Here is a 14,037-nt window from a genome sequence, read left to right as displayed (position 1 = left end):
AATGGGCCGGTTATCGGGCTCGACGACCGGCTCGCGGGCGCGGAAATCCTACGCCTTGGCTTTCGATACCGCCACCATGGCGGGACGCAGCAGGCGGCCGTTCAGGGTGTAGCCTTTTTGCATAATCATCATGACATGGTTTGGCTCGTGCTCATCGGATTCCAGCATGGTCATGGCCTGGTGCACCGCGGGATCGAACGGCACATGGGTCTGGTCGACCACGGCGATGCCGTACTTGCGCACCACGTCCAGCAGCGACTTCAGGGTCAGTTCGATGCCTTCGATAAGCGGGGTCAGCTCGCTATTGTTTTTATCGGCCATATCCAGGCCGCGTTCCAGATTGTCAATCACCGGCAGCAGTTCGCCGGCAAATTTTTCCAGGGCGAATTTATGGGCTTTTTCCACATCCAGCTCGGTGCGGCGACGAAGATTTTCCATTTCCGCCTTGGCGCGCAGCAGGCTGTCGCGCTCGCGCTGCTGCAATTCTTCCAGCTTGGCTTCCAGACTGGCGATACGCTCATCGCGCGGATCCACGACGTTCTCCGTCTCGGGCGCCGCGTCCATCCGCTGCCCGGCATCCATCTCATCCGTGGTAATATCTTGTGAGACTTGCTCGTCAGGTATCTTCTGTTCTTTACTACTCATCATGAGTTCTCCGCGTTTTAGCCTTTTAGTCTTGCTACTCCGCTTATTATGGGGATGAATAGCAGGTATTCAAGGGATGTCGCATAATGTAGTCAGCAAAACACGGCGAGGAAAAGCAAATACATGAACACCCCTTTCAAAAGCATCGGCATTGTCGGCCATCCGCGTCATCCCAACGCCCTGGCCACGCACGAGATGTTGTACCACTGGCTGATCGGGCAGGGACATGAGGTGATCATGGAGCAGCACATCGCCCGCGACCTTGATCTTTCCGGCGCGATTACCGGCAGCCTGGCGGATATCGGCCAGCGGGCCGATCTGGCGGTGGTGGTGGGCGGCGACGGCAATATGCTGGGCTCGGCGCGCATCCTGGCGCGGTACGATATTAAAGTCATCGGCATCAACCGCGGCAATCTGGGCTTTCTTACCGATCTCGATCCCGATTCCGCGCTGCAGCAGCTTACGGACGTGCTGGCGGGCAATTACCGCTGCGAACAGCGTTTTTTACTGGAGGCCCAGGTCTGCCGGGGCAATGAATGCGGACGGCTCAGCACCGCCATCAACGAAGTGGTGCTCCATCCTGGAAAGGTGGCGCATATGATTGAATTTGAAGTGTATATCGACGATAGCTTCGCCTTTTCGCAGCGTTCCGACGGCCTGATCATCGCCACGCCGACCGGTTCCACCGCCTATTCCCTCTCCGCCGGCGGCCCGATCCTGACCCCGCCCCTAGACGCCATCGTCCTGGTGCCGATGTTTCCGCATACCCTGTCCTCCCGGCCGCTGGTTATCAACGGCAGCAGCACCATCCGGCTGAAATTTTCCCAGGCCAGCAGCGAACTGGAGATCAGCTGCGACAGCCAGATCGCGCTGCCGATACAGGAGGGCGAGGAAATTTTTATCCGGCGCAGCGAATATCACCTGGATCTGGTCCATCCCCATGATTACAACTATTTCAATACGCTCAGCACCAAGCTCGGCTGGTCGAAAAAATTATTCTGAAAATCAGCATTCGTTTCTTTACTGTATATAAAACCAGTTTATACTGTGTTTAACCACAGCTGTGTTTTTATATACAGGAAACGTATCATGCTGGCTCAACTGACCATTGCTAACTTTGCGATCGTGCGCGAGTTGACGATTGATTTTCAATCGGGAATGAGCGTTATCACCGGCGAAACCGGGGCGGGCAAATCCATTGCCATCGATGCCCTCGGTTTGTGCCTCGGCAGCCGTTCCGACGCAGGCATGGTGCGCCCCGGCGCCCCCAGGGCGGATATCTGCGCGCGTTTCGCCCTCGGCGACGCCCCGCTGGCAGCGCGGTGGCTGGCGGACAATGAGCTGGATAACGGCAATGAATGCCTGCTGCGGCGCGTGGTCGGCCATGACGGGCGCTCGCGGGGGTTTATCAACGGCATGCCGGCGCCCTTATCGCAGTTGCGCGAGCTGGGCCATCACCTGATCCAGATCCACGGCCAGCATGCCCACCAGTTGCTGCTGCGTCCCGACTATCAAAAACAGCTGCTCGACGCCTATGCGGATGAACAAGCGCTGCGGCAATCCATGGCCGGCGCTTATCGGCAATGGCACCAGAGCTGCCTGGATCTGGCCGCGTTCCGCCAGCACGCCTCGGAGCGCGAGGCCAGGCGCGAATTATTGCAGTACCAGTTAAAGGAGCTGAACGATTTTATCCCGGCGGACGGCGAATTCGAGCAAATCGATCAGGAATACAAGCGGCTGGCCAACAGCGGCCAGTTGATCACCACCACCCGCCAGGCGCTTGAGATGCTCAGCGAGGGCGAGGACCAGACCCTGCTTGGCCAGCTGTACGCCGTCCAGCAGCGGGTAGGCGAACTGGTGGGCATGGACGGCGCGCTTTCCCCGGTAATGGATCTGCTGGAAGAAGCCTCAATCCAGCTAACCGAGGCCGCGGAGGAGCTGCGCCATTACGGCGATCGGCTCGACCTGGACCCGGCGCGGTTGTATGAGCTGGAACAGCGGCTGTCCCGCCAGATCTCCCTGGCGCGCAAGCATCATGTGAAACCGGAAGACCTGCCGCTGTTTTATCAGCAGTTGCTGCAAGAACAACAGTTGCTGGAGCAGCACGACACCGACGCCCAGGCGCTGGTCGAGACCGTGGCGCAGCACCACCTCCAGGCGGTGCAAACCGCGCGGCGGCTGCATGAAAAACGCGTGCATCATGCCACTGAACTTTCCGCCCTGATTACCCGCAGTATCCGCGAGCTGTCCCTGCCGCACGGCAGGTTGGAAATCACAACGCATTTCGATGCCGAACAGCTGAGCGCCGAAGGGGCGGATCGTATCGAATTCCTGGTCACCACCAACCCCGGCCAGCCCTTGCAGCCGTTGGCGAAAGTGGCCTCCGGCGGCGAATTATCGCGCATCGGCCTGGCGATACAGGTGATTACCGCCCGCAAGATGGATACCCCGGCGCTGATTTTTGATGAAGTGGATGTGGGCATTAGTGGCCCCACCGCCGCAATTGTGGGTAAAATGCTGCGTCGGCTGGGCGAATCCACCCAGGTGATGTGCGTAACCCACTTGCCCCAGGTTGCGGGCTCCGGTCACCATCACTTTTTTGTCAGCAAAAATACCGACGGTAACGAGACCGAAACCCAAATGATCGCCCTGGACAAAAAAGCCCGCCTGCAAGAGCTGGCGCGCCTGTTGGGCGGGAGCGAGGTCACCAAAAATACGCTGGCAAACGCTAAAGAACTGCTCGCAGCTTAGAAAAGGCTAACTTTTTTACGTTCCCGTGGTCATAGATGGGCCTTGTAGAGGTTCCCAATGTCGGCAAGGTCTATTATCATCGGCATCCTATGCCTAAAAGGAATGTGATTATTATGAGCTGTAAGACGTTGACCGCTGCTGCCGTCGTTCTCCTGATGTTAACCGCCGGTTGCTCCACGCTTGAAAGATTGGTCTATCGCCCGGACATTAACCAGGGAAACTATCTGACAGCAACTGACGTAGCTAAAATTCATACCGGCATGACCAAGCAGCAGGTGGCGTATATCCTGGGCACGCCAATGATGCAGGATCCGTTCGGCAGCAGTACCTGGTTTTATGTGTTCCGCCGCCAGCCCGGTCATCAGCCTGTCACGCAACAAACGCTTACCCTGACCTTTAACAACACCGGCACCCTGACCAATATCGATAACCGGCCGTCATTGGATACCCCGCGCGGGTAAATCAGCGGTAAAAAGCCGAACTGAAGCGAAGCGGCAACGCCTGGCGAAGTAACCCTGACGCAGGCGGCACAGCGGTAAAACGGGGGCAAGGCGAAGAACACGCTTGAGAGGGCAACGGGCCAGACGCCTGGGGTATATGACCTACCCTGCCGGCCCCCGGCGTCCCGCGCACTCGTCTACTTTTTCGTGCGTTCCGCGCGCTGGCGGCGCAACTCCTTGGGATCAATCAGCAGCGGGCGGTAAATTTCCACGCGATCGCCGTCATTGAGCCGATCGCTTAATTTGGCCGGGCGACTAAAGATACCGACCTTATTCTTGTCCAGATCGATATCGTGCCGTATTGCCAGAAGGCCCGAGGCCTGTATCGCCTGCTCAAGCGTACTGCCCGCAGCCAGCACCAACTGCCGCAGGTATTGCCGCTCAGGCAGCGCATACACCACTTCCACGCGGATATCCGCAGTCTCAGGCGGCACGGTAAACCTCTTTTGCCCGCTGGGTGAATGCCTGGACCATGTTATTCGCCATCTCTTTAAAAATTGGCCCGAACGCCAGCTCGATTAGCCGGTTCTTAAACTCAAAGCTCATTTCGAATTCGACCTTGCACGCTTCTGGACTCAGCGTGGTAAAACGCCAGTCCCCGGCAAACGAGCGGAATGGCCCTTCCACCAGGCGCATTACGATACTTTCGTTATCGGTGATGACATTACGTGTCCTGAATGTTTTGCTGATGCCCGCTTTGGAAACATCCATCTCGGCGGTCAGTTCGTTTCCTTCCTTGGCCAGCACGCGGCTACCGGTGCATCCGGGAATAAACTGCGGATAAGCGCGAATATCATTGACCAAGGCAAACATTTGCTCCGCGCTATAGGGCACTAACGCGGAACGACTGATATGAGGCATAAGGGTTCCTGTCTTGACGATCATTGCTTAATATTATCATTTATCTGTCTTGAGACAAAAAGTGTTGGCGCCCGTTTGTCTTAAAAAGCATCAATACCGCAAGGTAACGTAAGGAAAGCATTTTATTCCCGCCCATAAAACTGTATAATATTTAGTATCATGACAAAGAAAAAAGCTTACAAACCCGGTTCAGCCACCATTGCGCAAAACAAGCGCGCCCGACATGAATATTTCATCGAGGAAGAGTTCGAAGCCGGACTCGCGTTGCAGGGATGGGAAGTCAAATCGCTCCGTGCCGGCAAGGCCAACATCAGCGATAGCTATGTGCTGCTTAAAGATGGCGAAGCCTTCTTATTTGGCGCCACCTTCCAGCCGCTTATGGCCGCCTCGTCGCATGTGGTATGCGACCCTATGCGCACGCGTAAACTTCTGCTCAACAAGCGTGAGTTAAGCTCGCTGTTCGGCCGGGTGAACCGCGAGGGCTACACCGTGGTCGCCCTGTCGCTGTACTGGAAAAACGCCTGGACCAAGGTCAAGATTGGCGTCGCCAAGGGTAAAAAAGATTTCGATAAGCGTGAGGATGTCAAATCACGCGAATGGCAAGTCGATAAAGCACGCATTATGAAGAACGCCAACCGTTAAGATTTGCCGCGCTATTGAATTTTTGCTATAATGAAATTAACAACTTGGGGCTGATTCTGGATTCGACGGGATTTGTGAAACCCAAGGTGCATGCCGAGGTGAGGTAGGCCTCGTTAAACAGCCTCAAAAAAAATAATTGCAAACGACTCGCAATACGAACCCGCTGCTTTAGCAGCTTAATCAGTCTAAACCACTGATGGTTCCCTCTCTCCCTAGCCTCCGCTCTTAGGACGGGGATCAAGAGAGGTCAAACCCAAAAGAGCTCGCGTAGAGATCCTGCCTGGGGTCAAAGCGTCAAATCTAATCAGGCTAGTTTGTTAGTAGCGTGTCCATCCGCAGCTAACTGGCGAATGTAATGATTGGACTAAGCATGTAGTACCGAGGATGTAATAATTCCGGACGGGGGTTCAAATCCCCCCAGCTCCACCAATAAAACAAAGGGTTGCGCGCAAGCGCGACCCTTTCTCTTTTGGATTGGCGGCAAAATGGCGACAGGCTTGTAACGGATGTAAAGCAAACCAGCTGATAAGGCCACACCTTGGCATGCAGCCAATCTTGTTCCGGCAGAGATGCCCCTTACCATTGCCCGGTTGCCCCATAGAGGGACAATTTCTTGCCGTGTAATCACCCGCAAGAAACAATAAAACCCAAAGTTTTAGTTATTCCTATTCATGATTCACACCCGTTGTGTGACCCATGCCAGGGCTATTTTATTTCGTCGTTTTGTGGCTTTCTCATGAGCATCAAATATTTTTTGAACGGTTTAGCATCACCTTTCAGATAGGCCTCCCCGCCCACAAATATATCCATCACCCCTGATTACTTAACACTATGTTATATATTAATAAAAAATGAAAAGACTGAACAGTATTACGTCAATTTTTCCGCGTGGGACCCACGTAACACTGTTGCTACCCTTTTAACTTAGTGCTAAATTTAGTATCAAATATCATACTAAAAAGGACTCGTTATGTCGGTACAACCTATCCTTGCCAATGTGTCGGTGAGTATCAGCGATTTTAAAAAGTCACCCAATGGCGCCCTGAAAGAGGCCCACGGCCAACCGGTGGCGGTGTTGACCAACGGCCATATCTCCGGTTACTACATTTCACCGGAAACATGGGAAGCCATGGTGGATTATCAGGAAGATATCGAGCTTGGCAAGATCGCCCGTTCACGGATGAAAGGTAAGCGCGTTAAGGTCAAGCTGGATGAGCTATGAGTTGGAGTTTGAAGAGCATGCCCTTAAGGAGTTTAAAAAACTGGGCGCGCCGTTACGGGAGCAGTTCAAAAAGAAGTTAAAAGAGATTTTGGTCAATCCCCATATTCCCGCCAATCGGCTCAGCGCCATGCCTGATTGTTATAAAATCAAGCTCAGGTCTGCCGGGTATCGGTTGGTTTACCAGGCGATCGATGAACAGGTGATTGTGCTGGCGCTGGCCGTGGGCAAACGCGACCGCTCGGAAGTTTATAACGCCGCTAAAGCCCGCCTATAACCGGGTGGCATGTGCGGGAACAACGTTTCAAAATCTGACCACATAATCCCATCACTTTTCCGCATTGGTATACGTTTAGGTATATCTTAAAATCTGCATTTTAACTTAATCCATATATACCAATGCATTACGTTGAAAATGCAGATTCCCCCGGCGCTGAAGCCAGATTGAAAGAGATAACATATGAACGCTAAACGCCTGCCGCCAACCAAAACCCATGACGAAATGGTCACTGAGTGGATGGGGCAACCGGAATTCAAGGCTGAATACGAAAAACCGGATCGGGAATGCGCCCTACTTGATGAGCGGTTGGCCGCACGCAAAAAAGCCGGCCTCGCCCAAGCGCAAATCGCTGAGCGAATGTGAACCAAAACAACGGCTATTACACGGTTGGAACGCGGTTTAGCCTCCGGTACCCAATTGCCGCGTTTGCCCCGGAAGACGAAGACATGGCCGGACAACGAATCTTCCCGGAGGGCGGATACGACTTTGGCGGCGAGGCCCTGGAAGCCCTTTCTCATATCAGTGTGGCCGGCAACCAGCCAGATACTGTAAGTATCCCTGCCAAACGGACCATTCACCTTTAGAGAGCTTCCGGCATACTGATTATGTCCCGATAGGAGATCGCCATGCGTAAAGCCCGATTCACCGAACACCAGATCATCGCCGTTCTGAAGTCAGTCGAAGCCAGACGCAGCGTTAAAGATGTCTGCCGCGAAGCCGGTATCGCTGAAGCCAGCTACTACAATTGGAAAGCGAAGTTTGGCGGCATGGAAGCCTCTGATATCAAAAAGATGAAAGATCTTGAGGATGAAAACCGTAGCCTGAAACAGATGTTTGCCGATCTCAGTCTGGAAAACCGGGCGTTAAAAGATGTCATCGAAAAAATGTATGGTTCGCCCCCGTTTTGCAAGCATACGATGATAAAAGCTGTTTGCGTTAATGTATCCGGCCTCTCGCAAGTCAGCTGCTTTTGGCAGCAAGGCCATGATGGGATAAGCGCGTCGTTAGAGTGCTGGATCGGATAGTGGCAAATCGCGGATATCCGCTGAAACTGCGGATGGATAACGGTCCGGAACTGATATCGCTGGCGCAATGGGCGGAAGAACATGGCGTGATACTGGAATTTATCAGGCCGGGCAAGCGGACACAGAATGCGTTTATCGAACGGTCGAACCGGACGTACCGGACAGAAATACTGGATTTTTATCTGTTCAGGACACTGAATGAAGTACGGGAAATCACAGAGTGCTGACTGACTGAATATAACAGCGAGCGGCCTCATGAATCGCTGAATAACCTGACGCCGGAAGAGTACCGGCTGATGGCTGAAAATCCGGAAATCTCAAAAAGTGTGTGGGACTAAAACCGGTGTGCTTACAGTTTCAGCCCTATCTCAGAAATGAGCCGCAATCGCCTAACCACCTGACTGACCCTGATCCCGGATTAGTGACCCAAACCCCAGAAGAAATTTCAAGCCACAATATTGTCGAGGTAGGTGCGGGACTATGGTGGCTGATTGTTAGATTTAACAGATAGTCCAACAAGGAATGGCCACCCGGAGGCAGTATTGTTAAAAGTGGTTATTATACCCACTATCATATTGACTCATATTTTTTCTGTGGGTACTATACCCACAGAGGGACAAAATGGAGTCAGGATGGAAAGCGCTAAGTTAATCAAGCTATTGATAAATGATGGATGGATAGCAAGGAAACAAAAAGCAAGCAGTCATATCACGCTTGAAAAGGAGGGAGTAAGGGAAATCATCACCCTTCCCCACCCAAGGAAAGAAATCTCAAAAGGAGTTCTAAGACAAGTAAAGAAGATTTCGGGGCTAAAGGTCATTTAACAGAAAGGACGGCGCAAGCTGCCTTTAATAGCGCTTTCACCCTTAGTATAGTAAGTCATGCGAGGTACTTAATGATCTATCCAGTTTTCATTTTCGGAACTAAAAGCGGTGAATATGACGGTTATTTCCCCGATATTCCCGGTTGTTTTTTTGCCGGAGATACATTGGAAGAAGCCGTTCGCGACGCAGAAAAAGCATTCGGTATACATGCTGAAGCCCTAACAGAGCGCGGCGAGCACGTTCCCGCCCCTACTGATCCCTCAGCCTATATTCACGATGATCGCCTGTCAGAGGATGACGGCTTCCTAGGCTTTGTTGAGCTCGATCCGACAAAGTACGAAACCAAAGCCGTTAAATTTAATCTCACTATGCCCGGCAATCTCATTACGGCCATCGACCGTTATATTGAGACAAACGGGCATTACAAAAACCGTTCGGCGTTTCTTGCGGAGTTGGCCCGCAAGGAAATTGCGAGGAATTGATTGATATGGCCTCTAGCGGGGCCAATCTTGTTTACACCTACAGAGATTTTCGCTGAAGCCCCCTTATTCCCATGAAAGCACGTTTAACCGGGAACGGACGACGTTGACGTCGCCTTTGGCCTTGTTCCTTCGCGCCGTCGCACAGCATTAGACAATCATGTAAGTTCGGCCATAACCTGCCCCAGAACCGAAGGCTCAAGGTAAAAATAACCGGAAATAATGAGCATTTTACTTTTCTTATCCTGCAGTCCAGCCGGCCTCAACACATGGCGAAGTGGGATAAGATAATCAAAAGTGTGTAAGCACAATTTTGCCCTGGATACTGCCTGATAAAGCACGCTTATGTGCAGCTGAAGCCATTTGTAAAGGGTAGGTGCTATCAATGACGACCCTGATAATTCCCGTTTCCAGAAGGCTACCCGCCGCTGAGAGTTGCGCGCCACTGGAACGCACTTGCGTTGTTGACACCGTAATTCCTCTTTCGGCGGCCTCCTTCTGCCCGGAAAAATGCAAAGGATTAACAAGAAACATTGCCCCGCCTTGCTTGATGCTGCTCAAAAAGCGCTCAACGCGCGTTCCACCTGAAGTATCAATGACAAGATCGGCATTTTTTACTACGGTCTCGGGAGCTATTTTGGTGTAGTCGATAAACTCATCCGCACCGAGATCGCGTAAAAGCGCCTCATTGCGGGAAGAAGCGACTGCAATCACTCGCGCGCCTTTCCACTTGGCAATCTGCACCGCAAGGTGTCCTACGCCTCCTCCGGCGCCGTTGACCACTACTGTCCGGCCTTTTAGAGGAACAGGTGTATGTTTGAATGATTGAAACGGATTAGGCGCGTCATGCCCCAGTTCGACAAGGAACTGCCAGGCCGTGAGCAGTGACATCGGCGCACCCGCGGCCTGGACATGTTCGATGCTCTGAGGTTTTAACGCCAGCTCCGATGCGGGAACGCTCACGTAGTCGGCATAGGCACCGCTGCCTTCCATGGCTCTTTCAGGAAAACGCACCATGGAATAGACTTCATCGCCGATGCTGAATCCGGAAACATTTTTGCCGACCGCTACGACTACACCGGATATATCCGTGCCCAGGATGAGCGGAAAGTGGGGATGGGGCCACCATTCAGGCGGCAGCGCCCGATAACCGTCACGCAGATACCAGTCTGGCGGGTTGAGACTGACCGCATACACCCGAACAAGCACTTCCGTACATCCCATCGTTGGCCGGGGTGCATCTTCATATTTAAGGTTCTCTGGACCACCAAACGCGTGCAGTCGTACTGCTTTCATCATTTCAGTCATCACAAGCTCACTCTAATGGGGATTCAGTTGCCAGATAATATGACTAATAATGATGATTGATAATGGGGCTGGATTTCGCTTTAATGTTGCCATGAAGGAACAAATAGGTTTTGAAAGACTCACCGGTCTCATCGCATTCGCTCGCGCGGGAGCGCTTGGCAGCTATACCGCCGCTGCCCGCTCGCTATCCGTTTCACCTTCAGCGATAAGTAAGAGCATCCAGCGACTGGAACAGCGTCTTGGCGTCACTTTATTCACCCGCACCACACGCTCGCTGGTTTTGACTGCTGAAGGCCGCGAACTGCACGAGAGGGCTTTACGGTTGTTGCGCGATGCCGAGGAGCTCGAGCAGGTAGCCATGCGTACGCGGGCAGAGCCCGCGGGAACATTACGCATTGCGGCATCGTTGCCGATAGGCCTCCATATGATCGCCCCTGCGCTTGCGCCATTCTGCGCCCTGCATCCAAAAGTGACGATTGACTTACGGTTAAGCGATCGCGTGATCAGTATCGTTGACGAAAGTATTGATATTGCCATCCGGCTCGGCGACCTCGCGGATTCAAATCTCCTGTCGCGTCGCCTTTCGCCCTATCAGATGGGTTGTTATGCTTCGCCTGATTATTTGGCCAAATGCGCCCCGCCAAAACACCCTAATGATCTTATAGGGCATAAAACGGTCAATCTGCGCTACCAAAATACGGGGCGGATTTTTCGCTGGCCGTTCCGGGTTGGCGAGCGGGAGATCGAAATCGTGCCGTCATCTGCTGTCATCGTCGATGCAAGCGAAGCCGTTATAGCGGCAGTCGCTGCCGGTGCCGGAATAGGAATGGCGACAAGTTTTATGGCGGCTTCTTTGGTAAGGCGCCGGGAGTTAATTCCCGTTCTGACGGATTTTTCTGTAGAACGGCATAATATTTCGGCAGTCTGGCATGAAAGTCGTCGTTCAAACCCTGCCGTACGTGCGTTTCTGGAATTTATGCTGGCACAGTTTTAAATTCTCTTAACTGGCCGCCCGCAAAACGGCGGACATGTCCCGTCACCACGCGGCAACAGGTGACAGCCGGTAGCAGCGCACAACCGGAGGAAAGCGCGTCGGGTATAGAATGCATTGCCCCCTCCTGCCACAGTGATCCTGAAAACCCGCGGCATAGCAGCGCAGCCGGAATACGCGCTATGGCCGTTTATTTCAGACATCTGGATTTCAGTGAACAAGCATCCGGGCATGAAATGCGTTATACCTGATGACCCCCTAATTAAACAGCAGGAGCCCGTAATGGATTTGGATCTCAAAGACAAAGTGGCGCTGGTGACAGGCGCCAGCACCGGTATCGGTTTCAGCATTTGTGAAGAGCTGGCGGCAAACGGTGTGCATCTGGTGATGGTGGCCAGGACCCAGTCGCGGCTGGACGACGCCGCCGACAGGCTGGCGCGGCGTTATGGCGTCTCCACGCTGCCGCTGGCGGGCGACGTGACCGATGCCGCGTTTCCCCGTGAGGCAGTCCGCCTGGCGGAGCAGCAATTTGCCGGCATTGATTTACTGGTCAATAATGCGGGCCGGGCCCATGCCGGCACGCTGCTGACCACCACGGAGGAAGACTGGGAGGCGATGACCGCCACCAAATTTACCGCCATGCGCCGTTTTTGCCGCGAGGTGATCCCGGGTATGCAACGGCGGCGGTGGGGGCGTATCGTGAATATCTCCTCCATCGGAGGGCTGTATCCCAACCCGCCGCTAACCGTTTCCCACGCCCTGAGTGCGGCCATTAATAATTTGACCCGCAGTTTGGCGCTGGATATCGCGCCGATGGGTATTCTGGTCAATGCCATTGGCGTTGGCGCGGTCGCGACGGAAAACTGGGCAAACAACATGCTGCCCAACGTTCGCGAGCGCCGTCCGGAACTGGCCGGTAAAACCGATGGGGACATCATGGACATTCTCGGTAAGGAAAGAACCCCCGTCGGGCGTTTCGGACGCCCGGAGGATATCGCCGTTATCGCCGCGTTTTTGCTTTCAGCACGCAATCAGTTCGTTACCGGGCACACCGTGGAAGCGTCCGGCGGCGCGGACCGGTTTATGTAATGCTGATCACACCCGCTGCTATGGCCAGGTATACAGCGGGTTGACATGGGTAAGGAGGCGCCGCCGCATTTTCTCCCCAGACAAATTGTCCCTTTCAGGATAGCGGCCTGCGTGCCGCTTCGCGGCACAGGCATCAGAAGAAACGCAACCCGGGTTGCATCCTTCGGGATCAGCGCGAGCCGCTAAATCGTCTGGATATGTTGTGAAGCGTTTTCTCTTCTGCCGCCAATGGCATAGGTCTTTCCCTCCCGCGGCAGGAGATGGAAATGTTCCGGGGGTAAAGGCGGCGGTACGGACACACGCCAGGCGTTATCCGCCGGCTCGTCGAGGCATGGGGTCGGTCCGAATTGTTTCAAACCTTGAGCAGTTTTACCGTGGCATCCACGTCTATCTCATCTTCCGAGAAAATTAACGTCGTTCCCTGAAAGGTGGTGATCGCCAGTTTTTTCAGCGAACGCATTTCGCCAGGCTTCGTGGCTGATTTCGGCCGGATGCTACTCATCAGCACCCCTACGGACAGCACCGCATTTTCTTTATCAATGCGGGTATCGGCAGGCACTTCCTCGCTGTAAACCAGGTAAGACTTGATCGACGTAAGCTTAAGACGCTCGCCTGCGATATAGATGTATTTGCTTTCCGGTGCGACTTTCACGGCATAAGCCGACAACCCCTTGTTATTCGTGGTGGGTTCGAAGGTCACCGCCGCATCTTTCTTAATCAGCTCAGGATTGGCGACCTTAATCACATGAAAATAACGGTTATCGCCGTTTTCATCTTTGATAAATCCAAAACCTTTATCTTTAAACCAGGTTGTGATCGTTCCATTCATCGCCGTTACCGCCTGCTTAATCGTTTATCTAATCAGTTTTTGCAGCGCGCAGTGTAAAACACAATGCCTGCGCAGACTACGTCTTTGGTTTAAGTCTGGACGATAAATGTTGGGTATGCGAGCGGGACGGCCAGGTAAAGGCGTCAGCGACGCAGAGTGAAACGCGGCGGCCGGACATGGCGGAAGAGTTGACGTGGCGGCGGCAGCATCAGGTCTGGCTATTTTTTGCGCAAAAAAAAACAGCCGCTGCCGTCAGAACGCCTATCAGGGGCATGGCTCCGGCGCCGGCTATGAAGTTATGCTGATCTATTCGTTTTTCCCGGCGGATATCAGCAAAGCGGGCGAGCGCGTGATTTTCATCAGTGGCGCTGACCTCTTCAAATTGTTTTTTATAACCCTGATCGGTCAGCCGAGAGGCCAGGTCCGTGTCTGATCTTTCCAGCACGACGGTTTGCTTCCCCTTTTTGAAAAAAAGGTATTCCGGCATTGGGTGCTCCACCTGGAAGAGGATATGATATAAACAATATATCCGGTCTCACTTCATGTTGTATACATCTGCCGGTATATTCGCCGCCGCCAGATCAATCACGCGTA

General features: G+C 53.4%; 17 protein-coding genes, 1 other RNA gene and 2 pseudogenes. 13 read left to right on the top strand and 7 right to left on the bottom strand.

Annotated features, from left to right (window positions below; genetic code table 11):
* Positions 1-48: 48 nt before the first annotated feature.
* Complete coding sequence (grpE, locus tag ABUK12_RS22845; protein WP_410016750.1) at positions 49-645, bottom strand: nucleotide exchange factor GrpE; 597 nt, start codon at positions 643-645, stop codon at positions 49-51.
* A gap of 123 nt (positions 646-768) precedes the next feature.
* On the opposite strand from grpE, the gene nadK reads away from it, so the two are divergent.
* From nadK to bamE, 3 genes are all read left to right on the top strand, one after another.
* A complete protein-coding gene (gene nadK, locus ABUK12_RS22840) occupies positions 769-1,647 on the top strand; it encodes an NAD(+) kinase (protein WP_410013967.1) in 879 nt (292 codons plus the stop codon).
* An 87-nt stretch (positions 1,648-1,734) separates the two neighbouring features.
* Entirely contained in the window at positions 1,735-3,396 is a 1,662-nt protein-coding gene (gene recN / locus ABUK12_RS22835; protein WP_410013966.1) for a DNA repair protein RecN, read from the top strand.
* Between the two features lie 113 nt (positions 3,397-3,509).
* Positions 3,510-3,857: an outer membrane protein assembly factor BamE gene (gene bamE / locus ABUK12_RS22830; protein ID WP_410013965.1), complete on the top strand. Its 348-nt coding sequence runs from the start codon at positions 3,510-3,512 to the stop codon at positions 3,855-3,857.
* 176 nt (positions 3,858-4,033) lie between these two features.
* Here bamE and ABUK12_RS22825 read toward each other — a convergent pair whose 3' ends face one another.
* Positions 4,034-4,330 carry an RnfH family protein gene (locus tag ABUK12_RS22825; RefSeq protein ID WP_410013964.1) on the bottom strand — a complete coding sequence of 99 codons (297 nt, stop codon included), beginning with the start codon at positions 4,328-4,330 and terminating at the stop codon, positions 4,034-4,036.
* Entirely contained in the window at positions 4,320-4,757 is a 438-nt protein-coding gene (locus tag ABUK12_RS22820; RefSeq protein WP_410016749.1) for an SRPBCC family protein, read from the bottom strand. Before ABUK12_RS22820 ends, ABUK12_RS22825 begins: the two co-directional genes overlap by 11 nt.
* 159 nt (positions 4,758-4,916) lie before the next feature.
* Here ABUK12_RS22820 and smpB point away from each other — a divergent pair, with 159 nt between their 5' ends.
* From smpB to ABUK12_RS22795, 5 genes are all read left to right on the top strand, one after another.
* Entirely contained in the window at positions 4,917-5,399 is a 483-nt protein-coding gene (gene smpB / locus ABUK12_RS22815) for an SsrA-binding protein SmpB (RefSeq protein ID WP_410013963.1), read from the top strand.
* A gap of 46 nt (positions 5,400-5,445) precedes the next feature.
* Positions 5,446-5,828: a transfer-messenger RNA gene (gene ssrA, locus ABUK12_RS22810) on the top strand.
* A gap of 541 nt (positions 5,829-6,369) precedes the next feature.
* Entirely contained in the window at positions 6,370-6,621 is a 252-nt protein-coding gene (locus ABUK12_RS22805; protein ID WP_410013962.1) for a prevent-host-death protein, read from the top strand.
* Complete coding sequence (locus ABUK12_RS22800; protein ID WP_410013961.1) at positions 6,611-6,895, top strand: type II toxin-antitoxin system RelE family toxin; 285 nt, start codon at positions 6,611-6,613, stop codon at positions 6,893-6,895. The genes ABUK12_RS22805 and ABUK12_RS22800 overlap by 11 nt, the downstream gene beginning before the upstream one ends.
* Positions 6,896-7,078: 183 nt before the next feature.
* A complete protein-coding gene (locus ABUK12_RS22795) occupies positions 7,079-7,261 on the top strand; it encodes a hypothetical protein (protein WP_410016824.1) in 183 nt (60 codons plus the stop codon).
* A gap of 47 nt (positions 7,262-7,308) precedes the next feature.
* Here the strand turns inward: ABUK12_RS22795 and tnpB are convergent.
* Positions 7,309-7,416: pseudogene (gene tnpB, locus ABUK12_RS22790) on the bottom strand (IS66 family insertion sequence element accessory protein TnpB); the annotation flags it as partial.
* Positions 7,417-7,524: 108 nt separating this feature from the next.
* Here tnpB and ABUK12_RS22785 point away from each other — a divergent pair.
* The 3 genes and pseudogenes from ABUK12_RS22785 to ABUK12_RS22775 all read left to right on the top strand — a co-directional run bounded on the left by ABUK12_RS22785 (position 7,525) and on the right by ABUK12_RS22775 (position 9,229).
* Positions 7,525-8,261, top strand: a pseudogene (locus ABUK12_RS22785) (transposase).
* Between the two features lie 153 nt (positions 8,262-8,414).
* Positions 8,415-8,747 (top strand): type II toxin-antitoxin system HicA family toxin, encoded by a 333-nt coding sequence (locus ABUK12_RS22780; RefSeq protein ID WP_410013960.1) that lies wholly within the window; start codon positions 8,415-8,417, stop codon positions 8,745-8,747.
* A gap of 71 nt (positions 8,748-8,818) precedes the next feature.
* Positions 8,819-9,229, top strand: a complete 411-nt coding sequence (locus ABUK12_RS22775; RefSeq protein ID WP_410013959.1) for a type II toxin-antitoxin system HicB family antitoxin — start codon at positions 8,819-8,821, stop codon at positions 9,227-9,229.
* Between the two features lie 288 nt (positions 9,230-9,517).
* Here ABUK12_RS22775 and ABUK12_RS22770 read toward each other — a convergent pair whose 3' ends face one another.
* Positions 9,518-10,534 (bottom strand): NADP-dependent oxidoreductase, encoded by a 1,017-nt coding sequence (locus ABUK12_RS22770; protein ID WP_410013958.1) that lies wholly within the window; start codon positions 10,532-10,534, stop codon positions 9,518-9,520.
* Between the two features lie 91 nt (positions 10,535-10,625).
* On the opposite strand from ABUK12_RS22770, the gene ABUK12_RS22765 reads away from it, so the two are divergent.
* Positions 10,626-11,528: a LysR family transcriptional regulator gene (locus ABUK12_RS22765; protein ID WP_410016748.1), complete on the top strand. Its 903-nt coding sequence runs from the start codon at positions 10,626-10,628 to the stop codon at positions 11,526-11,528.
* Positions 11,529-11,807: 279 nt separating this feature from the next.
* Positions 11,808-12,614 carry an SDR family NAD(P)-dependent oxidoreductase gene (locus tag ABUK12_RS22760; protein ID WP_410013957.1) on the top strand — a complete coding sequence of 269 codons (807 nt, stop codon included), beginning with the start codon at positions 11,808-11,810 and terminating at the stop codon, positions 12,612-12,614.
* A 352-nt stretch (positions 12,615-12,966) separates the two neighbouring features.
* Here the strand turns inward: ABUK12_RS22760 and ABUK12_RS22755 are convergent, their stop codons facing one another.
* Together ABUK12_RS22755 and ABUK12_RS22750 are read right to left on the bottom strand one after the other, a co-directional pair.
* The gene (locus ABUK12_RS22755; RefSeq protein WP_410013956.1) at positions 12,967-13,443 is read right to left on the bottom strand and encodes a cold-shock protein; all 477 of its coding nucleotides are present in this window, start codon (positions 13,441-13,443) and stop codon (positions 12,967-12,969) included.
* A gap of 208 nt (positions 13,444-13,651) precedes the next feature.
* Entirely contained in the window at positions 13,652-13,930 is a 279-nt protein-coding gene (locus ABUK12_RS22750) for a hypothetical protein (protein WP_410013955.1), read from the bottom strand.
* Between the last annotated feature and the right edge of the window lie 107 nt (positions 13,931-14,037).

Source organism: Sodalis sp. C49, assembly GCF_046352915.1.
Lineage (GTDB): Bacteria > Pseudomonadota > Gammaproteobacteria > Enterobacterales > Enterobacteriaceae > Acerihabitans.
This window is presented reverse-complemented; position numbering and strand designations above follow the sequence as displayed.